Below are 24523 nucleotides of genomic sequence, written 5' to 3'. Positions count from 1 at the left end.
CGTGGATGCTCCTCAGTAGGCGAACGAGAGCGGGCGGTCGTGGTGCTTGTCCACGTCGGACGGCGGGTTGGCGTCGGGCAGGCCGGCCTTGGCGAAGCGGAGCAGCAGGCCGACCTCGACGACGGCGAGCGCGCCGTACAGGAGCGTGAAGCCGGCCAGGGATGTGACGACCTCGCCGGTGGAGACGCTGGGGGACACGCCGTCCCGGGTGAACATCTCGCTGAACACGATCCAGGGCTGGCGGCCCATCTCGGTGAAGATCCAGCCGCACGCGTTGCCGGCCAGCGGCAGCAGGGGGAGTACGACCGCGGCGCGCACGAGCCATCTGGAGGTCGGCGTGCGCCCGCGGCGCAGTGTCCACAGTGCCCAGAGGGCGACCAGCGCGGCGAGGATGCCGAAGCCGATCATCAGGCGGAACGTCCAGTAGGTGACCGGGATGATCGGCTTGTACGAGCCGGGGCCGTACTGCGCGACGTACTGCGCCTGCAGGTCGTTGATGCCCTCGACCTTCCCGTCGAAGTCGCCGGTGGCCAGCCAGGACAGCAGCCCCGGGATCGTCACCGAGAAGACCTCCTGGCTGCCGTCGAGCGTGCCGATGGTGAAGATGGAGAACGCCGCCGGCTGCTCGGTCTCGTAGAGCGCCTCCGCGGCGGCCATCTTCATCGGCTGTACCTGCGTCATGATCTTGCCCTGGGTGTCGCCGGTGACGAACGCGGCCGCCGCCGCCCCGATCGTGACCCATGCCCCAAGTTTCGCGGCGCTGCGGAAGGCGCTGGCCTGGTCGGTGCCGGGCCGGCGGATCAGGTGCCACAGGGCGACGGCGAGTACGAGTGCGCCGGCGGTCAGGAAGCAGCCGGCGAGTGTGTGCGGGAAGGTGACCAGGGTGACCTTGTTGGTCAGCACGGCGCCGAAGTCGTGCAGCTCGGCGCGGCCGGTCTCGGGGTTGAAGCGGTAGCCGACCGGGTGCTGCATCCAGGAGTTGGCGGCGAGGATGAAGTAGGCGGACAGGATGGTGCCGACCGCGACCGCCCAGATGCATGCGAGGTGTATGCGGCGGGGGAGTCGGTCCCAGCCGAATATCCACAGGCCGAGGAATGTGGATTCCAGGAAGAAGGCGAGGAGGGCTTCGATGGCCAGGGGTGCGCCGAAGATGTCGCCGACGAAGCGGGAGTAGTCGCTCCAGTTCATGCCGAACTGGAACTCCTGCACGATGCCGGTGACCACGCCCATCGCGAAGTTGATCAGGAGTAGCTTGCCGTAGAAGCGGGTCAGCCGCAGCCACCGTTTGTCGCCGGTCCGCGCCCAGACCGTCTGCATGGTCGCGACCAGGCAGGACAGGCCGATCGTGATCGGTACGAACAGGAAGTGGTAGACGGTGGTGACGCCGAACTGCCACCGCGCCAGGTCGAGAGCGTCCACGCACCGGCCCTTTCAGACGTTTATGGGCAGTGTGTCCCATAAACGGGCGGCATGTGGCCACTTTTCGATCATCAGGGGTTCGTGACGGACTCCGGGTCCCACCGCCAGTCGGTGATCTCGGGCGCGTCCTCGCCGTACCGGCGCGTGTGGTCGCGGCAGCGCTGGCGCGCGTCGACCATCGCCTGGCGCAGGTGGGCGGCCCGGGTCCGCAGGGCCGGCACGCGGTCGATCACATCGATGACGAGGTGGTACCGGTCCAGGTCGTTCAGCATCACCATGTCGAACGGCGTCGTCGTCGTGCCCTCCTCCTTGTACCCGCGCACGTGGATGTTCTTGTGGTTGGTCCGCCGGTAGGTGAGCCGGTGGATCAGCGACGGGTAACCGTGGAACGCGAAGATGACCGGCCGGTCGGTGGTGAAGACCGTGTCGAACTGGGTGTCCAGCAGCCCGTGCGGGTGTTCGCTGTCCGGCTGCAGGCGCATGAGGTCGACGACGTTGACCACGCGCACCTTGAGGCCGGGCAGGTGGCGGTGGAGCAGGTCCGCCGCGGCGAGCGTCTCCATCGTCGGCACGTTGCCCGCGCAGGCCAGCACCACGTCCGGCGCGGCGCCCTCGTCGGTGCTGGCCCACTCCCAGATGCCCAGGCCGCGCCGGCAGTGCAGGATCGCCTCGTCCATCGTCAGCCAGCTCGGCGCGGGCTGCTTGCCGGCGATCACGACGTTGATGTAGTGCCGGCTGCGCAGGCAGTGGTCCATCGTGGACAGCAGCGTGTTCGTGTCCGGCGGCAGGTACACGCGGACCACCTCGGCGCGCTTGTTGACGACGTGGTCGATGAAGCCCGGGTCCTGGTGCGAGAAGCCGTTATGGTCCTGGCGCCACACGTGCGAGGAGAGCAAATAGTTGAGCGAGGCGATCGGCCGGCGCCACGGGATGCCGCGGGTCACCTTCAGCCACTTCGCGTGCTGGTTGACCATCGAGTCGACGACGTGGATGAACGCCTCGTAGCTGGTGAAGATGCCGTGCCGCCCGGTCAGCAGGTAGCCCTCCAGCCAGCCTTCGCACAGGTGCTCCGACAGCACCTCGACGATCTGGCCGTCGACGCCGAGGTGCTCGTCGTTCTCCCGCCGCTCGGCGAGGAACCTGCGGTCGGTGGCCTCGAACACCGGGTCCAGCCGGTTGGAGGCCACCTCGTCCGGGCCGAAGAGGCGGAACCGGTCGGGGTTGGCCCGGATGACGTCGCGCAGCCAGCCGCCCAGCATCCGGGTCGCCTCCGAGCGCGGGTCGCCCGGCCGGGTCACCTCGACGCCGTATGTCCGGTAGTCGGGCAGCACCAGGTCGCGCAGCACGGTACCGCCGTTGGCGTGCGGGTTCGCGCTCATCCGCCGGTCGCCGCGGGGCGCCAGGGCGGCGATCTCCTCGACCGGCGCCCCGGTCGCGTCGAACAGTTCCTCGGGCCGGTACGAGCGCAGCCACTGCTCCAGCTGCCGCAGGTGCTCGTCGTTGCGGCGGACCCCGTCGAGCGGGACCTGGTGGGCGTGGAAGGTGCCCTCCACCTGCCTGCCGTCGACCCGCTTCGGGCCGGTCCAGCCCTTGGGCGTGCGCATCACGATGACCGGCCAGCGCGGGCGGACCGCCTCGCCGGTGGTACGCGCGTGCCGCTGGATCGCCGCGATGTCGTCCAGCGCCCGGTCGAACGCGGCGGCCAGTCCCTGGTGCACGGCCTCGGCCTGGTCGCCCTCGACGACGTACGGGCGGTAGCCGTAGCCGCGCAGGATGGCGAGCAGGTCCTCGCGCGGGATGCGGTCGAGCACCGCCGGGTTGGCGATCTTGTACCCGTTGAGGTGCAGGATCGGCAGCACCGCACCGTCCCGCGCCGGGTTGTTGAACACGTTCGACAGCCAGCTTCCCTGCAGCGGCCCGGTCTCCGCCTCGCCGTCGCCGATCACACAGGCGACGAGCAGGTCGGGGTTATCGAAGGCGGCGCCGTACGCGTGCATGAGTGAGTAGCCCAGCTCGCCACCCTCGTGGATGGAGCCGGGCACCTCGGCCGCGACGTGGCTGGGGATGCCGCCGGGAAACGAGAACTGGCGAAACAGCCGCGCCATCCCGGCCTCGTCCCGGGACACCGACGGGTAGAGCTCGCTGTACGTGCCCTCCAGCCACGTGTTGGCCACGATCGCAGGGCCGCCGTGTCCCGGGCCGGTGACCAGGATCGCGTTGAGGTCGCGCATCCCGATGGCGCGGTTGAGGTGGGCGTAGAGGAGGTTCAGCCCCGGGCTGGTGCCCCAGTGCCCGAGCAGGCGGGGCTTGATGTGCTCGCGGCGCAGCGGTTCGCGCAGCAGCGGGTTGGTCATCAGGTAGATCTGCCCCACGGTCAGGTAGTTGGCAGCACGCCAGTACGCGTCCAGCCGCGCCAGCTCGCTGCCGGTGAGCGGGGCGGCCGCCTCCAGCGTGGTGTCCATGACGGTCGGGCTACCCGCGCGCGGCCCGCTCATGCACAGGTCGGTGCACGAGGTGGGTGCCGCTCGTCCGTGGGTGGGTGCGTGCGTCGTCCACAGGTGCGTGCTTCGTCCACAGGTCAGTACACGACGTGCCTGCCGCCGTCGAGGATCAGCGCCTCGCCGGTGACGAGCTCCATGCCCAGCAGCCGCACCGCCGCCTGCGCGACGTGCTCGGGCTCGGCGGTGCGGCCTAGCGGCACCACCTCCCGCTCCTTCGCGGCCCGCCGCGCGAACTCCTCCTCCCCGTGCAGGCCCGGCTGCCAGCGGGTGGCGGCCACCGTGCCCGGCGCGACCGCGTTGACCCGCACCTCCGGCGCGAGCGCCACCGCGAGGTTGCGGGTGAGCTGCAGCAGGGCGGCCTTGCTCACGCCGTAGGCGATGGAGGAACCGCCGGCCCGGTACCCGGTGATGGAGGCGATGTCGACGATCGCGCCGCGGCTCGCCCGCGGTGCCGGCGCGAAGGCGCGGGCGCAGTGGAACGCGCCGAGCAGGTTCGTGTCCAGTGACGTCGGGCCAGATCTCGTCGGTCAGCCCGTCGAGCTCGGCGTGCTCCACCGCGCGGGTGGTGCCGGCGTTGTTGACGAGCGCGTCAACCTGGCCGAGGTTGTCCACAACCCGCGCGGCCATCCGCCGCACCCGCGCGTCGTCGGCCACGTCGGCGGCCTCCGCGACCGCGTCGCAGCCCAGCGCCCGAGCCCGCTCGACGGTGGCCCGCGCCTCGGCGGCCGATTCGCGGTACGTGACGGCGACCGCGCGGGCGCCGGCCCGGGCGAGCGCGAGCGGGCTGCGCCGGGCCGCGCGGCGCCATACGGCGTAAACCCGAGGTCGTCCAAACACCGGCGCGCCCCGCACCACTTGACGCCGCCATGCGGCGTCGGCCATCGGGTCGCATGCGGCACTGGTATGCCCGCCACCACCGGACGACGCCTGGACTCCGGCTCGCATCGACAAACGGCGTGTGGCGTCGGGTGGATAGAGTGTGGCCCATGCCGCCTATAGCACGACTTGTCCCCGCGGCCGTGGCAGTGGTGGTGCTCCTGGCCGCCGGCTGCGGTGACAACGCCGACGAGCCGGCCGCGACGGTGACGGCCCCGCCGGCATCCGCGACCAGCGCCGCGCCGGTGCCGTCGACACCGGCGAGCCAGCAGCCGCACATCCTGGTCTTCACGGCCACCGGCACCGCCGCGCTCACGTCGGTCACGTACGAGCTGGACGGCAAGTCCACAGCGGTGACCGACCGAAAGCTGCCGCTGCGGCTGTCGGTCGACGTGCCCTCCGACGGGCTGCGCCACGAGTGGAAGCTCACCATCAAGCATGGCAAGGGCAACGTGGAGCTGCGCGCAATCTTCAACGGCAAGGTTGTGGGCACGAGCCGGGGCAGCACGTCGGGTACGGGCACGGCCAGCGCCGGCGGTTCGGTGCTCGGCTGACCATCGCTCAGGCTCCGACGAAGCTGACCGAACGCTCAGCGCTTAGACGGGCTGAGCCCGCGGTCAGGCTTCGGCCGGGACTGAGCGCGCGGTCAGCCCTCGGCGAAGCGATCCTCGCTCAGGCTCTGACGAAGCTGGGCTCGCGGTCAGCGCGGTGGCAGCGGCCCCGCTTCGTGCCGCCACCAGTCGATCATCGCGAACGGGTCGTCGCCCTGGAAGGCGAAAGCCTGGATCGCCAGCTGGTCGGTCGTCCACACGAGGTACAGGGTGCCGTTTTGGGCCTGCGCGCACTCCAGCCGGCCGGTCATGCCGCCGCGGCGGTACGCGGACTCGCCCTGGAAGCCGTCCGGGAGGCTCGTGCAGTCCTCCCCGTTCGTCGTGCCGCTGCCGTAGCTCTGCCGCATCGAGGCCACATCGCGGAACTGGTAGTAGAACACGATCCGCGCACCGGCCGTCGGTCCACACACGACAGCGACCACCGGCGCCTCGCCGACGTTGTTTCGCACCTGCTCGGCCGAGGGGCGCAGGCAGTTCTGGCGGGAGCGCTCCGGGATGTGGGCCAGCAGCGCCCGCTCCCGCTCCGACGGAAACGGCGGCTGCGAGGCGGCGTTGACCGCCTCGACCACGCGGGCGGTCGGCGGGTCGGAGCTGCCCCGCCACCAGCCGGCGAGTGCCTTCGCGTCGGTGCCCACGCCGCGCCCGGCCACCAGCAGCGCCTCGACGCTCCACTCCATCACGAGGGTGCTCTGTGGACCCGGGTGGCAGGACAGCACCCCGATCTCGGCGCTGCGCAGGTCGAAGCGTCGGGTACCGAGGAATTCAGGCGCCTCGCCCTCGTCACAGTTGACACCCGGCTTAGCGCCGGTCGCGGCGACCCGGGCGTCCATCGCGCCGCGCAGGGCGTCGAGGCTCGGGAAGCGGTAGTACGACACCGCGCTCGCCCCGGTGCCGCGCGGCCTGCACGCCACACCGGCGGTGGCGCCCGCGAAGTCGTCCAGGTCGGCGAAGCCGGCCCGGCGGCAGTCGGCGAGGCCCACCAGCCCGACCAGATCGGCCTCCTCGGCGGTCGGGAACGCCGGCGATCCCGTCCACGCCCGCCACGCCGCGCGCAGCTCGGGAAGGTCCTGTGTGGACGACTCGGCGCGTGACAGGATGGCGGCCTGGCCGTCGATCCACAGCAGCGTGGCCGTACCGTCGCGCTCGAAGCAGAGCACGCGGCCGCGGGCCGGGCCGGTGTCCGGGTAGCGGTGCTCGCCGCGGGCGCCCGTGCCGCAGTCGCCTTCGCCGGCGGTCGCACCGGACTCGCGTACCGCGCGGTCGTAGGCGGCGTCGGCGCCGGCCTGGCCGGCGAAGAGGCCCACCACCGTGTCGCCCGCCGGCCCGGGGCAGAGTGCCGCGGCGCTCGCGCCCGGCACGTCGGAGGGCGCGCCGCGGTGGCAGCCGGCCCGCATCGCCTCCGGGATGCCGCGCAGCAGGTCCGGCGGGGATCCCGGCGCTGGTACAGCAGGACGGCAGCGACGGTGGCCAGCAGCGCGATCGCGAGACCGGCGGCGGCGAGGACGCGCGGTGACAGCCGCCTGGGCTCCACCGGCTCGGGCGGGACCGGCGGCTCACCCGGCCAGTCGGGTCCCTCGGCGGCCGGCTCGCCGGGTGGCGCGGTGGTCGGGCTGGCACGCAGGCTGCCCTCGGCCACCGCGAGCTCGGGCTGCTCCACGACCGTGGGCGCGACGCCGAGGTGGCGGTGCAGCAGCCGCGCCGCGAGGGGCATCCGGCTCGAACCGCCGACCAGGAAGAGCCCGGCCAGGTCGGACGCCGCGAAGCCGGCGGCGGCCAGCACCCGCCCGCTGAGCGCGACCGTGCGCTCGAGGATCGGGCGGGCCAGCTCCTCGACCTCCTCGCGGCCGAGCGGGGCGTCGTCGTCGAAGACCGGCACGTGTACGGACGTGCGCGGCGCCCGCGAGAGCATCTCCTTGCCCGCGCGGACGTCGTCCCACAGCGCCCGCGCCGCCCGCTGGTCGGCGCGGGCGACCGGCTCGGCGAGGCGCGCCCAGGCCGCCGGGTCGCGCCCGGCGTACGTCCGGCCGAGCGAGGCGAACACGGCCGCGTCGATGTCGAGCCCACCCACGTCGGGCAGGCCTTCGGCGGCGAGCACCTCGAACCCGCCCGCCGTCCGGCGGACCACCGACGCGTCGAACGTGCCCGCGCCGAGGTCGTAGACCATGACGCTGGAGCCGACCGGCACGCGCCCGCCCGCCACGGCGACGAAGTACGTGGCGGCGGCGACCGGCTCGGTCACCAGCTCCACGCCGGCGAACTCCGCCCGCGCCGCGGCCAGCAGCACCTCGCGGCGGGCCGCACCCCACCCCGCCGGGCAGGTGAGGACCGCGCGGGCCACGGGCGCGCCGGCAACCCGCGCGGCCTCCGCGGCCACCCGCCGCAGGACCGCGCGGAACAGGTCGGGCACCGGCACGGACCGGTCGCCGAGCAGCACGGTACCGTCGTCGACACAGCGTTTGGGGTGCGGCTCGAAACAATCCGGCCGGGTCCTGGCCGCATGCGTGGCGTCCCGGCCGACCAGCAGCCCGGCGAGCGGGCCGCCGGACAGCCCGGCCACCGGGCCGGACCCGGCGGGGGCGTCGCCGGGCATCGGTTCGGAACCGGCGGCCTGCGAACCCGTGGCGGTCGGGTCGGCGAAGACGGCGGACGGGAGCAGGGGCGAGCCGTCGAAGAGCAGCGGGCGCACGCGGCCGTCGGGGAAGGCGAGGACGGCGGCGGTGTTCGAGGTGCCGAGGTCGACGCCGACCCGGTACCCGTCGCCCCCCACTCGGCCACCTTATGCGGTGCCGGCCAGCGGGCGGGAAGTCGGTGGCACCGCGGGCCGGCCGCGGCTACCGTCGCGCATCGTGGATCGGACGGTGCGCCTGGTGCTCGTCGACGGGGCCGGCGCCCCGCTCGGTGCGCTGCCGCCGTTCGATGTCTCCGAGCCGTGGTGGCAGGAGGTCGCCGGCGTGGTCGCCGAGGCCCGCGCCCGCTTCGGTGTCGAGGTCGCCGTGCTGCGGCTGCTCCACGCGGACCGGCCCGAGCCACCCGGTGGCACGGTCACCTACCTCGCCCAGCTCGACCGCGAGCCGGCCCCTGGACTGCCCGCGCCGCCCGTCGCCGGCGAGCGGGTGGAAGCCACCGCCGGCGAGCGGGTGAAGGCCACCGGCGGCGAGCCGCCCTCCGGGCAGGTGCCGGCGGCGGAGGTCGCCGCCGCGGTGGTGAGCGGCGGGCCCGGACCGCTGGTGGGACGCGACCGGGCGGCGCATCCGCTCAGGGCGCCCTACGCGGAGCCGGGTGGCCCGGCCGGCAGCCTCGCCTGGGCGGGGAAGGTCCTGGCCGATGCCGGCTGGGCCGGGCTGACCGCCACCCAGATCCGCACCTGGAACCTCTCCGCCATCTGGCGCCTGGACGAGAGCCCGCCGCCGGGAGGGCCCACTGTGGACGGTTTCGCGGCGGACGGCCGGCCGCGGCGGGCGTGGCTCAAGCAGGTCCCGCGGTTCTTCCGGCACGAGGCCGCGGTGCTGCGCTGGCTCGGTGCGGCCGTGCCCGGCGCGGCACCGGCGCTGCTCGCCGCCGGCGACGAGGGGCGGATGCTCCTGCGGGACGCGCCCGGTGTGGACGGCTGGGACGCCGGTCCGGTCGAGCGGGACGCGATCGCGGCGGTGCAGCACCGCATCCAGGTCGCCTCGCTCGGCGCGCTGGACGCACTCGTCGCGTCCGGCGTACCCGACCGGCGCGGCCCGCTGCTGTGCCGCTGGGTCCGCGACCGGCTCACCGGCTGGCGTCCGGCGCCCGGTGAGGACGCGCCCGACGTCGCCGAACTGCTCGCCAACATGGATGCCCGGGTGGCGGCCGTCCGGGACTGCGGGCTGCCGGACACTCTGGTCCACGGTGACCTGCACGGCGGCAACGCCCGCCTCGGCGGCGGTGGCCCGCCCGTCGTCATCGACTGGGGAGACTGCGTCGTGGGCAACCCGGCCGCCGACATCCTGCGCCTCACCGAGCGGCTGGACGGCGCGGACCGCGACGCGCTCATCTCCTCCTGGGCGGCCCGCTGGCGGCGCACGGTGCCCGGCTGCGAGCCGGAGCGCGCCGTCCGGCTGTGGCGACCGGTGTCCGAGCTGCACCTGGCCGCCGTCTACGCCGCGTTCGTGGCGAACATCGAGCCGTCCGAGCGCCCGTACCACGCCGGGGACGTGGCGCCGTCGTTGCGGCGGGCGGCGGAGTTCGCCTGAGCCACGCACGCGGGGCCCGGCGCCCGCCGCGCGCCTCCGGCGGACGCGCCGCGCCCGCCGGAGGCGGATGACTGATCGATCAGGTCTCGTCGGAGGCGTCGTAGTCGGGCGGCACCTTGTACGGGGCGGAGAACGCGCGAGCACCCGCCGCAACCCCCGTCGGGTCCGGCGGGCGGCGCAGGTGGTGGTCGGTGACGGCCTGGTAGGCGGCGACGACCGCGAGCAGGCGTTCCTCACCGAACGGTGGGGCGCCCAGCGTCGTGCCGCGCGGCACGGGCAGGCCGGTGGTGGTGTCGACGCCCATGCCGTACGGGAACGCGATGAGCGGCAGCCCGATCCCGTCGAAGACGGTGCCGGTCAGGAACACGTCGCACTTGTCGAAGACCTGGTCCAGCACGAGCCGCAGGAACTGGTACCGGGCCTGGAGCATCTTCATGTAGTTGTCGGAGCTGCGGAACATCCCGTTGAGGAAGCCGGGCAGCCGGTCGGCGAAGAGGCTCACGTCCTTGCGCAGGAACGGCAGGAACATGTTCGTCGCCTCGCCCGCGGTGCTGGACAGGCCGGAGAGCAGCTCCCACTCCGCCGGGTACGGCACCTCCTCCACCCGGCATCCCACGGCCGCCAAGGTATCCAGAAGCGACTGTCGCATGGGGAGGGTCTCGGCGTTGGCGCCGCTCAGGAAGTCGGGCGGGTAGCCCACCGTCGTGGCCCACCGGACCTTTGGTCGGCCTCGGTGCGTGTAGACGGTGGCGGCCCGGACGAGGTTGGGCACCGGCGGCATGCCGAGGGTGCGCGGGTCGTTGCCGTCCGGGCCGGCAAACGACTGGAGCATGATGGCGGCGTCCATCGCGTCGCGGGCGAGCGGCCCCGGATGGTCGCGGGTGAACGTGAGCGGCACGATCCCGAACAGTGACGCCCGCCCGAAGGTCGGTTTGAGGCCGGTGAGGTTCTGCGCCTGCGAGGGGCTGGTGATCGACCCGCCGGTCTGCGTGCCGGTGCCCGATGTGGACAGTCGCCCGGCGACCGCGGTGGCGGTGCCGCCGCTGGAGCCGCTCGGGCTGTACCGGATGTCGTCGGGTGTCCACGCGTTCACCGTGGTGGCCGTGCCGTCGGGGAGGCGGGCGCGGCCGGAGGCGAGCGGCCCCATCGCGGCCTTGCCCATCATGATGGCGCCGGCCGCCTTGAGTCGCGAGTGGACGGTCGAGTCGTACGCGGGGACGAAGTCCGCGTACACCGGCGACATCGCGGTGGTCGGGATGTCCTTGGTGTAGAAGTTGTCCTTCTCGGCGGTCACGATGCCGGCCAGCGGGGTGGAGCGGGAGTCGATGCGCACCCGCCGCGCGGCGGCGAGCAGTTCCGCGTCGGTGGGCCGCCACAGGAAGGCCTTGTAGATGTCCTCGAACCGCGCGAGCCGTTCCAGGTAGGCCTCCATCAGGTCGACCGGGCGCAGCAGCCGGCGGCGGAACGCGGCGGCCGCCTCGCTGATCGTCAGCTCGGTCGGGTCGTCGAGCGCGGCGCGGCGGATCGTCTTCGCGTACGCCGTCTCCCACACACCACCGCCGTGCGCGGCGGCCGGCGCGGCGGCCAGGCCGCCACCGAGCAGGGTCCCGGCGCCGGCCGCCGCCCACACGGCCGCCATCCGGGACAGGAACCACCGGCGGTCGACCGCCAGGTCCTGGGGCAGGTCCGCGCTCATGGCTTGTACTCTCCGGTCCACACCGCGAACGGTGCCGGGTAGAGCACGGCCGCGTGCGCCTGCTGGTCGGGCACGTAGTCGGAGTACTGCACTTCCTGGCGGATCGTGCTGCGCGCGTTGGCCATCACGCGTGCCTGGTCCATGGGAGCGGCGGGGTCGTTCTCCGGCAGGGTGGACAGGTCGATGCCGACCAGGGCATAACGGATCTTGATGTAGGCGTCAAGTTCGGCGTCGGTGGGTGGCGGGGGAGCAGCCATGCTGCCATTCCTTCCTCGCGACGCGCGCGACCGTCCGGATCGCGCGACCGTCTGGAGTGAATGGCCGCCGTGTTACCGCCGATGATCATCCATTGTTACGGCGGCGTGGCGGATTGTTACAGCGAGATTGAGCTACCGCGATGCCCGTCGGGGTCCGGACCGTCGCTCCCGCGGCGTCACCCTCCGCCGCCGGTCACGGCAAAGCGGCCTCGCCCTCCGCCGCCGGTCACGGCAAACCCGAGCCACCCGCGGGTGGCTCGGGTCGAAAGAGCGCTGGATCGCCGCTACGACAGGTCGGACTTGCTGCCCTGGGTCGGCACCGCGACGGTCGCCTCTTCGAGCGCGGCCCGGGGGTGGTGGTCCGCCTCGTCGACCTCGTCGTCGTAATCCTCGATGCCGTCGATCGACTGCGGGTCGACCCGCGGCTCGTCCACCCACAGCGAGCGGAGCTGGTGCTGCATGAACGAGGTGAGCCGGGCCCGGTAGTCGTGGTCGAACTGCTCCAGCGCCTCGATCTGCCGCTGCAGCGCCTCGCGCTTGGCGGCGAGGCTGCCGACCACGTCCTCAAACCGCTGCTGCGCCTGGTGCTTCAGCTCGTCGGCGCTGGCCTGGGACGCCTTGACCAGCTCGTCGGCGCGGGCCCGGGCGTCGCCGAGGATGTCGTCGGCGCTGCGCTGCGCGGCGTCCGAGTGGGCCTGCGCGGCCTCGGTGATCTGCGCGGCGGAGGCGTGCGCGTCGGCGAGTGCCTTCTCCGCCTCCTTCTGCAGGACCTGCGCGTGCGACTGGGCGTCGCGCATCACCTGCTCGGCCTGCGCGCGGGCCTCGGCGATGATCCGGTCCGACTCGCGCCGGGCGCTCGCGATGTGCTCCTCGCCCGTGCGCTGGGCGAGCGTGAGCACCTGAAGGGCGTGGTGCTGGGCGTTGGCGTCGTTCGGGGACACGTCCATCGGCTCCAGGGTGTCGTTGACGAAGGGCGTGGGCCCTCCGAGTAGTCCTTTCACACGACCTCTCATCCCGCTGTCAGTCACTGGAAGACCTCCTGGATCCCAGCCGTGAGAGCGGCAGATTACCAAGCCCCGAGGCCGCCTGGGAGGGGTAACGCGACTTGTAGCCAAGGCATTACGGTCAGTTCGGACTACCGTCCACTTTGGTCAAATTGCCCGGATCGTCACCAGGGCCACCTGCGGCGCGGCGCGGACGCGGCGGCCAGTGCCGCGAGGCCCTCCTCGGTGTCCGTGCGCCACGCCGGCTCGAGCGTCGCGGTGCCGGCGACGATCGCGTCGGCGACCCGCTGCACGTCGACCGCCCGGTACTCCACCCAGCTCACGTACTGCCCCTGCGGGTTGGTCGAGCTGCGCCGCCGGGCGCGGACCCCGTTGGCCGCGGCGGCCCTCGGCACGTCCCACACCACCTGCCAGGCGACGCGGACCTCGTCCCAGAAGAGGTAGCCCGGCCGCGCCGCCAGCCGGTCGCGGGGCCGCCGCTCGATCAGGGCGAGCGCGACGCCGTCGCGGGGCAGGACGTCGTCGGCGACCGCCGGGTCGTAGTCGGCCGGGCCGGTGGTCTCCACCTCGACCGGCACGCCGGCCGGAGAGACAAGCTCGCGCAGCCGGTCGGCCAGCGCCGGCACGTCGAAGCCGCCGGGCAGCGACTCCCGCACCGTGCCGCGGTGGAACTCCAGGCGCAGCCCGACCTGGCCGGCGGTGCGCAGGACGAAGGGGTAGCGGTGCGACTGCTGGACCGTGTGCCGCAGCAGGATCCGGCGCAGCCGCGAGATCGGGTACTCCTCGGAACGCACGCTGCCCACGACGCGGACGACGCCGGGGTCGTGGGCCGGCCGGAACTCGATCCGCCGCGTGCCGCCCAGCACCTGCCAGGACAGCACGGCCGCGGCGACCGTGAACACGCCGGCCGTGGTGCCGAGCACCGGCGGCAGCGAGAACTGGCCGAACACCAGCGTCACCGCCGTGATGAGCCCCGCGCAGACGAGCGCGGCGACCGAGGCGATGGCCGTGCCGATGCCGAGCTCGCCGCGCAGGCCGAGGCTGCCGACGTCGGCGACGACAAGATCGACGGACTCCGGTCCGGTGTGCAGGGGAAGGCCGGCGCGGTCCATGTATCGACGTTAGCGAGCCGGCACCACCATGGCGAGATCACCACAGTGGACAGTGCGCCGCCGGTGGCTGCCGGCCGGTCAGATAAGGTGATGGCGTGGACGCGAGAGAGGTGCTGGCAGAGGCGTTCGACCGCCTTCCCGACCTGGTCCGATCCGCCGTCGACGGCCTGAGCCCGGAGGAGCTGCACTGGGTTCCCGCGGCCGGTGCCAACTCGGTGGGCTGGCTGGTCTGGCACCTCACCCGCATCCAGGACGACCACGTCGCCGACCTCATGGGCGAGGAGCAGGTATGGGTCCGCGACGGCTGGGCGACCCGCTTCGGCCTGGCGCCCGGGTCCGACGACACGGGGTACGGGCACAGTGCCGGCCAGGTCGACCGGATCCGGCCGGACAGCGCCGAGACGCTGATCGGCTACTTCGACGCGGTGGCCGCCCGCACCAGCGAGTTTCTACGCGGGCTGAGCGCGAAGGACCTCGACCGGGTGGTCGACGAGGGCTGGGACCCGCCGGTCACGCTCGGCGTGCGCCTGGTCAGCGTGCTCAACGACGACGACCAGCACGTGGGGCAGGCCGCCTACGTGCGGGGCCTGATCAAAGCCCGCTAGCCTCGCGGGCCGCCTGCACGGCGGGCAGGTGGCGCCGGCTCCACGCGCAGCAGGCGGCCATCGGCTCCAGCAGCGAGCGGCCGAGCTGCGTCAGGGCGTACTCGACGCGGGGCGGGACCTCCTCGTACGCCGTGCGGGTGACAAGTCCGTCGCGGTGCATCGCGCGCAGGGACTCGGTGAGCACCTTCGGCGTGACGCCGCGCAGCGGCACCTGGAGCTCGGAGAAGCGGCGCGGCCCGTCCCGCAGGCAGGCGATGATCTTCGCGGTCCACTTGTCGCCGATCCGGATCAGCGGGGCGGTGTCGCAGCCGGTGAACATGTCCGGGTCCAGTGGCTCGCTCACCCGCCCACCGTACGCCCACTATCGTTGCGGTAACCGAGGCCCTGCCGGCTACCGTCCGCGGCGACGTCACCGTGGAGGGAGCGCGAGCATGGGCAAGGTCATCGTTTTCGGTGCCGGCGGTCGGGCCGGGCGGCGGGTCGCCGCCGAGGCGGCCGCGCGGGGACATCAGGTCACCGCGGTGGTGCGCGACCCCGGCCGGTACCCCGATCTGGACGCGGTCGCCGGCGACGTGACCTCGGCGGAGGACGTGGCGGCCCTGGCCGCGGGACACGACGCGGCGGTGCACGCGGCCGCGCGGCTGGACGTGCCGGCGGCCGACTTCTTCCCGGCCGCGGCGCGCGCCCTCGCCGACGGCCTGGCCCGCGCCGGCGTCGCCCGCCTGGTGGGGATCGGCATCGGCAGCACGCTCGAGACCGCGCCGGGCGTGGCCGTGCACGACGCGCCGGACTACCCCGCCGAGTACCGGCCCTTCTCGCTCGGGCACGCGGCGCAGATCGAGGTGCTGCGGTCCGGCGGGCCGGCGCTGGACTGGGTGCTGCTGGTGCCGCCGCCCACGCTGCTGGACGCTGAGGCCGCGCGCACCGGGCGGTACCGCACCGGGGGCACGGGCGTGCTGTCGACGGGGACGCTGTCGTACGCGGACCTCGCGGTCGCCGTCGTCGACGAGTGTGAGGCCCCGCGCCACCACCGCGAGATCGTCGCGGTGGCACCCTGGGCGGTACAGCTCACCGAACCTGGAGGTGCGGATGGCGGCGCCCGCCCCACGTGACCCGGTCGCCCGCCTGGCCGACCTCGACGCGGCGACCGTCCACGAGGCCGCCGGGCGGTCCGGCGACCTCGACCCGGGGATCCGGCCGATCCAGAGCGGGGTCACCCTCGCCGGCCGGGCGGTCACCGCGGACTGCCATCCCGGCGACAACCTGGCGGTACACCGCGCCGTGCTCGCCGCCGGCCCGGGTGACGTGCTGGTCGTCGCGGCCGGCGGCCACCTGGCCGGCTACTGGGGCGAGATCCTCGCGGTCGCCGCGCGGGCCCGCGGCGTGGCCGGCCTGGTGATCGACGGCGGCTGCCGGGACACCGCGGCACTGCGCCGCATGGGCTTTCCGGTCTGGTCGGCCGGCGTCAGCGTGCGCGGCACCGTGAAACGGACCGTCCGGTCGGTCGGCGAGCCGGTCGTCGCCGGCGGCGTGCTGGTCGCGCCCGGCGACTACGTGCTCGCCGACGACGACGGCGTGGTGGTCGTGCCGGCCGCCCGGGTGGCCGCGGTGCTCGACGCCGCCGAGGCCCGGCGGGAGCGGGAGGAGGCCGGCTTCGCGCGGCTGCGGGAGGGCGCGACGACCTTCGAGGTGCTCGGCATCGAGGACGTGAGCGGGCGTGGGTGACGGCGCGGCGCGGCTGGCCGCCATCCACGCGGCGCGCAGCCAGGCGGTGATCGAGGGGATCGAGAGCATCGACCCCGACTTCGTGCTGCACCTGGCCAGCAGCACGCTCGGCGTGGTCCTCGACCACTTCATCACCGGGCCGGGTGCGCGCCCGGGGCGCACGGTCTTCGCGATGCCGCGCGAGGAGGAAGGTGTCGCGGTCACCTCCGGCCTGGAGCTGGCCGGGCGCCGGCCGGTCATGGTTTTCCAGGACAACGGCGTGGGCAACCTGCTGACCGTGCTGCTCACGTTCCCCCAGCCGTACCACGTGCCGCTGTACGGCGTGGTCGCGCGGCGCGGCGGGCTGGGCGAGTACAACTCGATGATCCATACGGTCAGCGAGCGGGTCGAGGCGATCCTCGACGCGGCCGGCGTGCGGTGGTTCCAGCTCGACGCGCGCACCCCGGTGGAGTCCTGGGCGCCGGAGATCAAGCGCGCCTGGACGTACTCGCGCACCACGCACCGGCCGGTGTTCACCCTCGTCAACCTGATGGGCGGCTGACGATGGCGCTGAACCGCGCGGACGTGCTGCGGCGGATCGACGCGGCGTTCCCCGCCGAACCGGTGGTCCTCACGCTCGGCGGCACCGCCCGCGAGATGGTCGCCGTCGCCGGCCGCCGCCCCCACCACCTGGTCAACCTCGACGCCATGGGCCAGACCGTCGGCGTGGCGCTCGGCCTTGCCCTGGGCCTGCGCGACCGGCGGGACGGCAAGGTGGTCGCGGTCGAGGGCGACGGGTCGCTGCTGATGGGCCTGAGCGTGCTCGGCACGGCGGGCCACCTCAAGCCCGACAACCTCGTCGTCGTGCTGCTGGACAACGGGGTGTACCTGGCCACGGGTGGGCAGCCCACCGCCTCCGCCTCCGCCGACCTCGTCGCGATGGCGCTGGCCTGCGGCTGGGCCGGCGGCCGCGAGGTGCGCACCGAGGAGGAGCTCGGCGCGGCGCTCGACTGGGCACGGCAGGCGCCGGGGCCGCTGCTGGTGCGGGTGTACGTGGGCACCGCACAGTTCCGCACCGACTACCTGCTCGAGGACCCGGCGATCCTGGCCGAGGACTTCCGCCGCTGGCTGCGCTCCCCGGCGGTGGACAAGATCACGACGGCCGAGCCGCCCGAGGGGCCGGTGGTGACGTAAGGTGTTCAGTATCTCTTAACAAGCGGCCGGTGCCGCGGACATCGTCCACAGTGGAGGGAGGTGTGCGATGAGCGTCGACGAGAAAGAGCTTGTCGCCTCCGTACCAGATGGGCTTTTCATCGGGGGAGAATGGCGACCGGCCGCGGGCGGCGAGTGGGTCGACGTGGTCGACCCCGCGACCACCCGGCCCCTCACCCGGGTGGCCGACGCCACGGCGGACGACGCGGTGGCCGCGCTGGACGCCGCCGCGGCCGCGCAGTCCTCGTGGGCCGCCACGCCGGCCCGGCAGCGCGGCGAGATCCTGCGCCGCTGCTTCGAGCTGATGAACGAGCGGGTCGACGAGCTCGCGCTCATGGTGACCCTGGAGATGGGCAAGCCGATCGCCGAAGCCACGGCCGAGGTGAAGTACGCGGCCGAGTTCTTCCGGTGGTTCGCCGAGGAGGCGGTGCGGATCAGCGGCCGCTGGTCCGACGAGCCGAACGGCGCCGGCCGCCTGCTCACCATGAAGCAGCCGGTCGGGCCCTGCCTGCTGATCACGCCGTGGAACTTTCCGCTCGCGATGGGCGCCCGCAAGATCGGCCCCGCCCTCGCGGCCGGCTGCACGATGGTGGTCAAGCCCGCCCAGCTCACCCCGCTGTCCAACAACCTGATGGTCAAGCTGCTGGTCGAGGCGGGCCTGCCGGCCGGCGTGGTCAACGTCATCACCGCGTCCTCCGCCAGCCGCGTGATCAAGCCGATCCTCGGCGACCGGCGGCTGCGCAAGCTCTCCTTCACCGGCTCGACCGAGGTGGGCAAGACGCTCGTCGAGCAGTCCGCCGGCAACCTGCTGCGGCTGTCGATGGAGCTGGGCGGCAACGCGCCGTTCCTGGTCTTCGAGGATGCCGACCTCGAGCTCGCCGTCGAGCAGGCGGTCATCGCCAAGATGCGCAACATGGGCGAGTCCTGCGTGGCGGCCAACCGTTTCTACGCGCACGAGTCGGTCGCGCAGGAGTTCGCCGAGCGGCTGGCGGCGGCGCTCGCCGGCATGCCGGTCGGCCGCGGCACCGAGCCGGGCGTCAAGGTCGGCCCGCTGATCGACGAGAAGCAGCGCGGCAAAGTGGTCGAGCTGGTCGGCGACGCGGTACACCGCGGCGCCCAGGTCCTCACCGGCGGCGGCGCGCCCGAGCGGGACGGCTACTTCTTCACCCCGACCGTCCTCACCGGCGTGCCGACCGAGGCGTCCATGCACCGCGAGGAGATCTTCGGGCCGGTGGCGCCGGTGTACCAGTTCCGCACCGACGACGAGGCGCTGCGGCTCGCCAACGACACCGAGTACGGGCTCGTCGCGTACGCGTTCACCCGCGACCTGGGGCGCAGCCTGCGCGTCGTCGAGGGCCTGGAGAGCGGCATGGTCGGCCTCAACAAGGGCCTGGTCTCCAACCCGGCCGCGCCGTTCGGCGGCGTCAAGTGGTCCGGCATGGGCCGCGAAGGCGGGCCGGAGGGCATCGAGGAGTACCTGAACATCAAGTACGCCGGTATCGCCACCTGACCGCGGAACCGCGAGCCGCCGCCGCCCATCCAAACCCCATGCGCTCGCGGACGGTGACCAGGACGCTCCAGCTCGGACTCGTGGCGGTGCTGGTGGCCACCTGCGCGACCGCCGCCGGCCCGGCCGTCGCGGCACCGCAGGGCTTCGTCACCGCGGGCGTCGCGCGCGCCGCCGCCGCGCCGGGAGCGCCGGTGCCCGCGGTCGTCGACGGGCTGACCGCGTTCGGGCACCGGATGGCCGGCCGCGACGACGCGTCCGGCACCAACTGGGTCATGTCGCCGCTCAGCGTGGCGTACCTGTTCGCCATGGCCCGCGCCGGCGCCGGCGGTGACACGGCCGCGCAGATCGACCGGCTGTTCGGCTTCCCGGCGGCCGGCACGCCCGAGGCGTTCAACGCGCTCGACCGGCAGCTCGCGCGGCCCGGCGGTCCGCTGCGCGCCGCCAACGCGCTGTGGGCGCAGCCCGGCCTGCCGATCGGCGAGCCGTTCCTGCGCACCCTCGCCGCGCAGTACGGCACGGGCGTGCGCACCGTCGACTTCGGCTCGCCGGGCGCCACCGACGCGATCGACGCGTGGGTGCGCGCGCAGACCAACGGCCGCATCCGCAAGCTCTTCGACCGGCTCAGCCCCGACACCCGGGCGGTACTGGCCAACGCCATCTACTTCAAGGGGAGTGGCGCACGCCGTTTCGGGGCACCGAGCCGGACGCCACGTTCACCGTGGCGGACGGCAGCACCGTGCGGGCGCCGATGATGCGGGAGCCGGTCGCGGCGTCCTATGCCGAGGGACCCGGTTGGCGGGCTGTCGAGCTGCCGTACAGCGAGGGCGACTACGCGATGTGGGTGCTGCTGCCCGACCCGTCCGGCGCGCCGGCCGACCTTCTCGCACCGGACGTCCTCGCCGCGGTCGGCGCCGGGCTGCGGCCCACGGTCGTGGACGTGTCGCTGCCGAAGTGGGAGTTCGGCACCGACATCGACCTGCTCGCCGCGCTGAACGACCTCGGCGCCACCGCCCTCACCGACTTCTCCGGCATCAACCCCGACCTCACCCTGGACCAGGCCGTCCACCGGGCGAACATCACGGTGGACGAGGAGGGCACCGAGGCCGCCGCGGCGAGCGGCATGGCGTTCACCGTCTCCGCGGGTCCGATGCCCGAGGTGGCGTTCCGCGCGGACCGCCCCTTTGCCTTCGCGATCGTGCACACGCCCAGCCGCACGCCGGCTTTCATCGGCACCGTCGCGAACCCGGCCGCGTAGCATCCGGGCGAGACCCGGCCGGGATGCGGACACTTGGTGCGACGCGAGTCAGGGTCGCGCGCCGACCGTTGATTCATGAACAACTACCCGGTACCCGGGCACACGGGGAACCACCGGCTCACGCTCGACCTCGTGACCGACGTGCGCGGGGTGCTGGTCAAGCACGGCTACCCCGAACTGACCTACGACGACCTCAACCTGCTGCGGGCGATGCTGGCCCGGTTCATCTACGCGCCGTACACCGCCACCGGCGCGGCGGCCGGCGGCGGTGCACGCGAGGCGGTGCGGCTGGACCCGTCCGCTCCGAAGAGCGCGGCCCCGTCAGGCGACGGTGCAGGCGGCGCCGTTGAGGGTGAAGGAGCCGGGCCGTCCGGTGTTACCCGTGTGGGTGGCCTGGAAGCCGATACCGGTCGACGCGTTCGGCGCCAGCGTGCCGTTGTACGAGGCGTTGCGGGCGGTCACCGCCCCACTGTTCGGTGAGTACGAGGCGTTCCAGCCGGACGTGATCGTCTGTCCACTGGGGAGTGTGAAGGCCAGCGTCCAGCCGTTGACCGCGCTGCCGCCGGTGTTCGTGATCGTGATCGACGCGGTCAGCCCGGAGTTCCACGCGTTGACCGTGTAGCCGACGCGGCAGGCACCACCGGTGGGCGGCGGGCCGGTCGTGGGCGGGTTCGAGGTGGGCGGGCTCGACGTGGGCGGGGCCGAGGTCGGCGGGGCGGACGTCGGCGGGTTCGAGGTGGGCGGCGTGGAGGTGTTGAGCCCGAAGAAGCGGATCGCCTCGGCCGCGTTCACCGGCAGGTTGTGCGACACGCCCTGCATGCTGATCGCCTCGACCGGCGCCTGCGCGCCGCTGCTGCCGTACCGCGTGCGGGTCTGCCCCGACGCGGGCGTGTCGGTGAACGTCGGCGTCTGGCTCAACCCGTGCAGGTTGGTCCACTGCTTGATCTCTTCGGTGAAGTTGGGGTAGCGCAGCGTCTCGTCGTTCGTACCGTGCCAGAGCTGCATCCTCGGCCGCGCGCCGGTGTAGCCGGGGTACGCGTTGCGCACCAGGTCGCCCCACTGCTGCGCGGTGCGGACGATCTGGCCGTTGGCGCACTGGCTGTTCCAGGTGGAGCCGTCGGTGGTGGCGAAGCAGCCGAACGGCACGCCGGCGAACGCGGCGCCCGCCTTGAACACGTCCGGGTAGAGGCCGAGCAGCACGTTCGTCATCATCGCGCCGGAGGAGGTGCCGGTGGCGAAGATGCGGTTGGGGTCGGCGTTGTACCGCTGCTGGACGTAGCTGACCATCGACCGGATCGAGACCGGGTCGCTGCCGCCGTCGCGGCGCAGGGCCTGCGGCGAGTACACGTCGAAGCAGTTGCCGCTGCGGGTGGCGGACGGGTAGATGACGATGAAGCCGTACTGGTCGGCCTGCTGCGCGAACTGGGTGCCCGAGTAGAACGCCGGGCCGCTGCCGGTGCAGTAGTGGACGGCGACGAGGATGCCCGGGCGGGCCTGGACCCGGTCCGGCACGTAGAGGTGCATCCGCAGGTTGCTCGGGTTGGTGCCGAAGCCGGTCACCTCGACGAGCGAGGCCGCGGACGCGGGTTGGGCGAGTGTGAGGGTGGCCGCCACGAGCGCGGTGGCGAGGCCCGCGGCGGCGATGGCGATGCGTCGAAGTCTCATGCGGGGTGGTCCTCCCGAACCGTTCGATGCCCAGGGCGCTGAAACATTCCGTAGTATGTACCGGAACAGATCAGCGTGCAAACGTCCATCTATATGCTGAGGTCAGAATGGACAAAATGCCGGGGCGCGCGGGCCGGGCGATCGGCCGGGGGAGAGCAACGACCACGCGGACACATCCGGGAGTTCCGGAAGAGGTGTCGCAACACGGGGGCGGCTTGCACCGTACAATTCCGGTCGTGACCGCGACGGGCGCCACCGCCTCCGTCGGCGACGGCCGTCGCCGCGGCAAGGTCACCGTGGCCACGATCGCGCGGCTGGCCGGCGTCTCCGCGCCCACCGTGTCCCGCGTCATCAACGGGCAGGCGGGCGTCGCGCTGAGCACCCGGCGGCGGGTCGAGGCGGTGCTGCACGAGCACGGCTACCAGCGCGGTGACGCGGCGGCCCAGGCGCCGCTGATCGAGCTGGTCTTCCACGCGCTCGACAGCCTGTGGGCGCTGGAGATCATCCAGGGGGTCGAGGAGGTCGCCCGCGACCAGAAGCTCGGCGTCGTGCTCACCACCATGCAGGGGCGGCTCACCCCCGGCGCCGGCTGGACCGAGCAGGTGCTGTCCCGCCGGCCGATGGGCGTGATCGCCGTGCTCTCCGACCTGACCACGCACCAGCAGGCGCAGCTGGCCACCGGCTCGATCCCGCTGGTCACGCTCGACCCCACCGGCGAGCCGCTGCACGACACGCCCTCGGTCGGCGCGGCCAACTACAGCGGCGCGCTGGTCGCCACCCGCCACCTGCTGGAGCTCGGCCACCGGCGGATCGGCATGCTCTGCGGCAACCTGAAGTGGCCCTTCTGCCGGGCCCGGCTCGACGGCTTCCGCGCCGCGATGGACCAGGCCGGCGTGCCGGTCGACCCCGACCTTGTGCGGGTCGGCCCGCTCTACGTCGAGGGCGCGGCCCGCGAGACCGCCGCGCTGCTGCGGCTGCCGGAGCCGCCCACCGCGCTCTTCGCCACCAACGACCTGCAGGCGCACGGCGTCTACGAGGCGGCCCGCGAGGCCGGGCTGCGCATCCCCGACGACCTCAGCGTCGTCGGCTTCGACGACCTGCCGTTCACCCGGTGGGCCGGCCCGCCGATGACCACCGTGCGGCAGCCGCTCAAGCGGATGGGCACGACCGCCGCCGCCATGCTCGTCGCGATCGCGTCCGGCCAGGCGCCGCGGGAGCGCCGGGTCGAGCTCACCACCGACCTCATCGTGCGGCAGAGCACCGCCCGCCCGCGCACGAGATAGAAATTTCGAGCTACCGCGACGTCCGTCGTGGTCCGGACCGCTGCTCCCGCCACGTCACCGTCCGCGGTGGTCCGGCGCGGCGCCGGACCGGGTCAGGCGCCGGTGCCGCCGTTGGTCCACGGGCCTGGGGCGTTGATGTTGCGGGCGCGGTCCGCCGTCCGCTCGGCGTCCCTTGCCACCCGCCGCGCGGTAGGGTCGGCGAGCCTGGCGACCTTGGCGGCACGCCGCTCGGCGCGCCGGGACTTCCACTCGCGTAAGTTGAACATCCGTCGAGCGTAGGACCCCAAGTCCAGGGAAATGCACATGCCGCTTCTTTTCTCGTACGGCACCCTTCGCGATCCCGCCGTTCAACGGGCGAGCTTCGGCCGGGAGCTGGCCGGCCGGGAGGACAACCTTCCCGGGTACCGGCTGGAGGCGCTGGAGATCAGCGACCCGCACGTGCTCGACCTCAGCGGGCTCGCCGAGCACCCGATCGTGGTCGCCACCGGCGACGCGCGCGACGCCGTCGCGGGCGTGGTCTTCGAGGTGACCGAGGAGGAGCTCGCGGCCGCCGACGAGTACGAAGTGGACGACTACGCGCGGGTGCTCGCCACGCTCTCCTCGGGCGCGCACGCCTGGGTGTACGTGCGCGGCGCCTGACCGCCCCCGCGCCTCAGGCGGGGGTGAGGCCCTCGTAGTACGGCTTCTGCGCGGGGTAGTAGTCGCCGAACTCGGCGCGCGGCGTGCCCTCCCGGGCGGCGACGAGCAGGTCCAGGTAGTACTCCCAGCCCGGCCCGACCTCGCCCACGCCCTCGGCGCTGTCCAGGTGGTGCACGAAGCGCAGCGCGGTCACCCCGTCCACCTCGGACAGCAGCAGCTCGGTGCGCCACGTGCCGGACTCGTCCACCGAGGACAGCTCCAGCCGGCGGGGCGGCTCGCAGGCCTCGACGCGCACGTCCATCCAGGGCGCGCCCTCCTCGAACGCCATCTGCACCTTGACCGACCGGCCCGGCGCGGCCCGACCCTCCCACGTCCCGAACCACCGGGCCGTGCGCTCAGGCTCGGTCACGCTGGCCCACACGTCCTCGACCGGGGCCCGGAAGGTGCGGGTCAGCACCAGGTCGACGCCGGCTTCGGTGCGGAACAACCCGCCTGTGGGTACGGGGCTCATGCGCTGCGTTCCTCTCTGTCGATGGCGGCGGGCTCACCGCTCGCCGCGGGCCGGCGGCGCTCGCGGCGCGTCCGGTACACCTCGGTCTCCAGGGCGTCGAACCGGCCCGACGCGGCGGCCACGCGCTCGCCGGTGGTGGTCGCGCCGTCCGGCAGGAAGGTCGTCAGCCATCCCGCCAGCTCGACCAGCGGCGCCGGGTCGAGGCGGTAGAGGCGCTGCCGGCCGGTGAGCTCGTCGTGCACAAGGCCGCTCGCGCGCAGCACGCGCAGGTGGCGGCTGACCGCCGGCCGGCTGATCGCGAACCGGTCGGCGATCTCCCCGGCCGGCATGCGCCGCTCGCGGAGCATCGCCAGGATCTCCCGCCGCACCGGATCCGCGATCGCGCCGGCCACCTCGTCCACGGCGAAAGCGTAACCTACTGGTTACGCGTTTACCAGGAGCCG

The 24523-nt window shown here is 73.4% G+C and carries 24 protein-coding genes and 2 pseudogenes; 11 read left to right on the top strand and 15 right to left on the bottom strand.

All coding sequences use genetic code 11. The annotated features are described in order from the left end of the window. Nucleotides 1-12: 12 nt before the first annotated feature. From Phou_RS41715 to Phou_RS55885, 4 genes and pseudogenes are all read right to left on the bottom strand, one after another. The gene (locus Phou_RS41715) at nt 13-1419 is read right to left on the bottom strand and encodes a cytochrome ubiquinol oxidase subunit I (protein WP_173068435.1); all 1407 of its coding nucleotides are present in this window, start codon (nt 1417-1419) and stop codon (nt 13-15) included. 71 nt (nt 1420-1490) lie between these two features. Further along, complete coding sequence (locus tag Phou_RS41710; protein WP_173068433.1) at nt 1491-3881, bottom strand: phosphoketolase family protein; 2391 nt, start codon at nt 3879-3881, stop codon at nt 1491-1493. A 116-nt stretch (nt 3882-3997) separates the two neighbouring features. Next, nucleotides 3998-4423, bottom strand: coding sequence for an SDR family NAD(P)-dependent oxidoreductase (locus Phou_RS54800; protein ID WP_281365175.1), 426 nt, complete (start codon nt 4421-4423; stop codon nt 3998-4000). Nucleotides 4424-4481: 58 nt separating this feature from the next. Then, a pseudogene (locus Phou_RS55885) lies at nt 4482-4802 on the bottom strand (SDR family NAD(P)-dependent oxidoreductase); the annotation flags it as partial. Nucleotides 4803-4906: 104 nt separating this feature from the next. Here Phou_RS55885 and Phou_RS41700 point away from each other — a divergent pair. Further along, nucleotides 4907-5350, top strand: a complete 444-nt coding sequence (locus tag Phou_RS41700) for a hypothetical protein (protein WP_173068430.1) — start codon at nt 4907-4909, stop codon at nt 5348-5350. Between the two features lie 146 nt (nt 5351-5496). Here the strand turns inward: Phou_RS41700 and Phou_RS41695 are convergent, their stop codons facing one another. After that, on the bottom strand, nt 5497-6084 hold the full coding sequence (locus Phou_RS41695; RefSeq protein WP_173068426.1) for a hypothetical protein: 588 nt from the start codon (nt 6082-6084) through the stop codon (nt 5497-5499). Continuing rightward, nucleotides 6084-8174: an Hsp70 family protein gene (locus Phou_RS41690; RefSeq protein WP_173068423.1), complete on the bottom strand. Its 2091-nt coding sequence runs from the start codon at nt 8172-8174 to the stop codon at nt 6084-6086. The genes Phou_RS41695 and Phou_RS41690 overlap by 1 nt, the downstream gene beginning before the upstream one ends. Before the next feature lie 79 nt (nt 8175-8253). Between Phou_RS41690 and Phou_RS41685 the strand changes: the two genes are divergently transcribed. Beyond that, nucleotides 8254-9627, top strand: coding sequence for a phosphotransferase (locus Phou_RS41685; RefSeq protein ID WP_173068420.1), 1374 nt, complete (start codon nt 8254-8256; stop codon nt 9625-9627). A 79-nt stretch (nt 9628-9706) separates the two neighbouring features. Here the strand turns inward: Phou_RS41685 and Phou_RS41680 are convergent, their stop codons facing one another. From Phou_RS41680 to Phou_RS41665, 4 genes are all read right to left on the bottom strand, one after another. Continuing rightward, a complete protein-coding gene (locus tag Phou_RS41680) occupies nt 9707-11323 on the bottom strand; it encodes an amidase (RefSeq protein ID WP_173068417.1) in 1617 nt (538 codons plus the stop codon). Continuing rightward, a complete protein-coding gene (locus Phou_RS41675; RefSeq protein ID WP_173068414.1) occupies nt 11320-11580 on the bottom strand; it encodes a hypothetical protein in 261 nt (86 codons plus the stop codon). The genes Phou_RS41680 and Phou_RS41675 overlap by 4 nt, the downstream gene beginning before the upstream one ends. A gap of 284 nt (nt 11581-11864) precedes the next feature. Continuing rightward, on the bottom strand, nt 11865-12527 hold the full coding sequence (locus Phou_RS41670) for a DivIVA domain-containing protein (protein WP_173068411.1): 663 nt from the start codon (nt 12525-12527) through the stop codon (nt 11865-11867). 221 nt (nt 12528-12748) lie between these two features. Next, nucleotides 12749-13696, bottom strand: coding sequence for a hypothetical protein (locus tag Phou_RS41665; RefSeq protein ID WP_173068409.1), 948 nt, complete (start codon nt 13694-13696; stop codon nt 12749-12751). Between the two features lie 95 nt (nt 13697-13791). Between Phou_RS41665 and Phou_RS41660 the strand changes: the two genes are divergently transcribed. Then, nucleotides 13792-14301: a mycothiol transferase gene (locus Phou_RS41660; RefSeq protein WP_173068406.1), complete on the top strand. Its 510-nt coding sequence runs from the start codon at nt 13792-13794 to the stop codon at nt 14299-14301. Here Phou_RS41660 and Phou_RS41655 read toward each other — a convergent pair. Continuing rightward, nucleotides 14288-14644, bottom strand: coding sequence for a winged helix-turn-helix transcriptional regulator (locus Phou_RS41655; protein ID WP_246274351.1), 357 nt, complete (start codon nt 14642-14644; stop codon nt 14288-14290). The genes Phou_RS41660 and Phou_RS41655 overlap by 14 nt on opposite strands. Before the next feature lie 88 nt (nt 14645-14732). On the opposite strand from Phou_RS41655, the gene Phou_RS41650 reads away from it, so the two are divergent. The 6 genes and pseudogenes from Phou_RS41650 to Phou_RS55880 all read left to right on the top strand — a co-directional run bounded on the left by Phou_RS41650 (nt 14733) and on the right by Phou_RS55880 (nt 19982). After that, nucleotides 14733-15413, top strand: a complete 681-nt coding sequence (locus Phou_RS41650; RefSeq protein WP_173068403.1) for an NAD(P)-dependent oxidoreductase — start codon at nt 14733-14735, stop codon at nt 15411-15413. Continuing rightward, entirely contained in the window at nt 15391-16026 is a 636-nt protein-coding gene (locus tag Phou_RS41645; protein ID WP_173068400.1) for a 4-carboxy-4-hydroxy-2-oxoadipate aldolase/oxaloacetate decarboxylase, read from the top strand. Before Phou_RS41650 ends, Phou_RS41645 begins: the two co-directional genes overlap by 23 nt. Continuing rightward, nucleotides 16019-16567: a thiamine pyrophosphate-binding protein gene (locus Phou_RS41640; protein ID WP_173068397.1), complete on the top strand. Its 549-nt coding sequence runs from the start codon at nt 16019-16021 to the stop codon at nt 16565-16567. The genes Phou_RS41645 and Phou_RS41640 overlap by 8 nt, the downstream gene beginning before the upstream one ends. 2 nt (nt 16568-16569) lie before the next feature. Then, nucleotides 16570-17199, top strand: coding sequence for a thiamine pyrophosphate-dependent enzyme (locus tag Phou_RS41635; protein ID WP_173068394.1), 630 nt, complete (start codon nt 16570-16572; stop codon nt 17197-17199). A gap of 67 nt (nt 17200-17266) precedes the next feature. Next, the gene (locus Phou_RS41630; RefSeq protein WP_173068391.1) at nt 17267-18727 is read left to right on the top strand and encodes an NAD-dependent succinate-semialdehyde dehydrogenase; all 1461 of its coding nucleotides are present in this window, start codon (nt 17267-17269) and stop codon (nt 18725-18727) included. A 38-nt stretch (nt 18728-18765) separates the two neighbouring features. Then, a pseudogene (locus tag Phou_RS55880) lies at nt 18766-19982 on the top strand (serpin family protein). A 321-nt stretch (nt 19983-20303) separates the two neighbouring features. Here Phou_RS55880 and Phou_RS41620 read toward each other — a convergent pair. Further along, a complete protein-coding gene (locus Phou_RS41620) occupies nt 20304-21647 on the bottom strand; it encodes an extracellular catalytic domain type 1 short-chain-length polyhydroxyalkanoate depolymerase (protein WP_173068386.1) in 1344 nt (447 codons plus the stop codon). A gap of 236 nt (nt 21648-21883) precedes the next feature. On the opposite strand from Phou_RS41620, the gene Phou_RS41615 reads away from it, so the two are divergent. Then, nucleotides 21884-22930, top strand: a complete 1047-nt coding sequence (locus Phou_RS41615; protein ID WP_246274343.1) for a LacI family DNA-binding transcriptional regulator — start codon at nt 21884-21886, stop codon at nt 22928-22930. Nucleotides 22931-23022: 92 nt separating this feature from the next. On the opposite strand, the gene Phou_RS41610 is transcribed toward Phou_RS41615, so the two are convergent. Then, complete coding sequence (locus tag Phou_RS41610; RefSeq protein WP_173068380.1) at nt 23023-23196, bottom strand: hypothetical protein; 174 nt, start codon at nt 23194-23196, stop codon at nt 23023-23025. A gap of 37 nt (nt 23197-23233) precedes the next feature. On the opposite strand from Phou_RS41610, the gene Phou_RS41605 reads away from it, so the two are divergent. Beyond that, nucleotides 23234-23569 carry a gamma-glutamylcyclotransferase family protein gene (locus tag Phou_RS41605; RefSeq protein WP_218579511.1) on the top strand — a complete coding sequence of 112 codons (336 nt, stop codon included), beginning with the start codon at nt 23234-23236 and terminating at the stop codon, nt 23567-23569. A 13-nt stretch (nt 23570-23582) separates the two neighbouring features. Here the strand turns inward: Phou_RS41605 and Phou_RS41600 are convergent, their stop codons facing one another. Both Phou_RS41600 and Phou_RS41595 read right to left on the bottom strand, forming a co-directional pair. After that, entirely contained in the window at nt 23583-24080 is a 498-nt protein-coding gene (locus tag Phou_RS41600; protein WP_173068375.1) for an SRPBCC family protein, read from the bottom strand. Continuing rightward, on the bottom strand, nt 24077-24481 hold the full coding sequence (locus Phou_RS41595; protein ID WP_173068372.1) for a metalloregulator ArsR/SmtB family transcription factor: 405 nt from the start codon (nt 24479-24481) through the stop codon (nt 24077-24079). The genes Phou_RS41600 and Phou_RS41595 overlap by 4 nt, the downstream gene beginning before the upstream one ends. Between the last annotated feature and the right edge of the window lie 42 nt (nt 24482-24523).

Origin of the sequence: Phytohabitans houttuyneae (assembly GCF_011764425.1) — a bacterium.
Taxonomy (GTDB): Bacteria; Actinomycetota; Actinomycetes; order Mycobacteriales; family Micromonosporaceae; genus Phytohabitans; species Phytohabitans houttuyneae.
This window is presented reverse-complemented; position numbering and strand designations above follow the sequence as displayed.

Excerpts from the sequence above, each read along its gene's own strand:
- Phou_RS41680 (WP_173068417.1), bottom strand. The coding sequence starts at position 11,323 with ATGAGCGCGGACCTGCCCCAGGACCTGGCGGTCGACCGCCGGTGGTTC.
- Phou_RS41620 (WP_173068386.1), bottom strand. The coding sequence starts at position 21,647 with ATGAGACTTCGACGCATCGCCATCGCCGCCGCGGGCCTCGCCACCGCG.
- Phou_RS41700 (WP_173068430.1), top strand. The coding sequence starts at position 4,907 with ATGCCGCCTATAGCACGACTTGTCCCCGCGGCCGTGGCAGTGGTGGTG.
- Phou_RS41630 (WP_173068391.1), top strand. The coding sequence starts at position 17,267 with ATGAGCGTCGACGAGAAAGAGCTTGTCGCCTCCGTACCAGATGGGCTT.
- Phou_RS41695 (WP_173068426.1), bottom strand. The coding sequence starts at position 6,084 with ATGGAGTGGAGCGTCGAGGCGCTGCTGGTGGCCGGGCGCGGCGTGGGC.
- Phou_RS41645 (WP_173068400.1), top strand. The coding sequence starts at position 15,391 with ATGGCGGCGCCCGCCCCACGTGACCCGGTCGCCCGCCTGGCCGACCTC.
- Phou_RS41635 (WP_173068394.1), top strand. The coding sequence starts at position 16,570 with ATGGCGCTGAACCGCGCGGACGTGCTGCGGCGGATCGACGCGGCGTTC.
- Phou_RS41610 (WP_173068380.1), bottom strand. The coding sequence starts at position 23,196 with ATGTTCAACTTACGCGAGTGGAAGTCCCGGCGCGCCGAGCGGCGTGCC.
- Phou_RS41710 (WP_173068433.1), bottom strand. The coding sequence starts at position 3,881 with ATGGACACCACGCTGGAGGCGGCCGCCCCGCTCACCGGCAGCGAGCTG.
- Phou_RS41670 (WP_173068411.1), bottom strand. The coding sequence starts at position 12,527 with ATGGACGTGTCCCCGAACGACGCCAACGCCCAGCACCACGCCCTTCAG.
- Phou_RS41665 (WP_173068409.1), bottom strand. The coding sequence starts at position 13,696 with ATGGACCGCGCCGGCCTTCCCCTGCACACCGGACCGGAGTCCGTCGAT.
- Phou_RS41605 (WP_218579511.1), top strand. The coding sequence starts at position 23,234 with ATGCCGCTTCTTTTCTCGTACGGCACCCTTCGCGATCCCGCCGTTCAA.
- Phou_RS41675 (WP_173068414.1), bottom strand. The coding sequence starts at position 11,580 with ATGGCTGCTCCCCCGCCACCCACCGACGCCGAACTTGACGCCTACATC.
- Phou_RS41650 (WP_173068403.1), top strand. The coding sequence starts at position 14,733 with ATGGGCAAGGTCATCGTTTTCGGTGCCGGCGGTCGGGCCGGGCGGCGG.
- Phou_RS41600 (WP_173068375.1), bottom strand. The coding sequence starts at position 24,080 with ATGAGCCCCGTACCCACAGGCGGGTTGTTCCGCACCGAAGCCGGCGTC.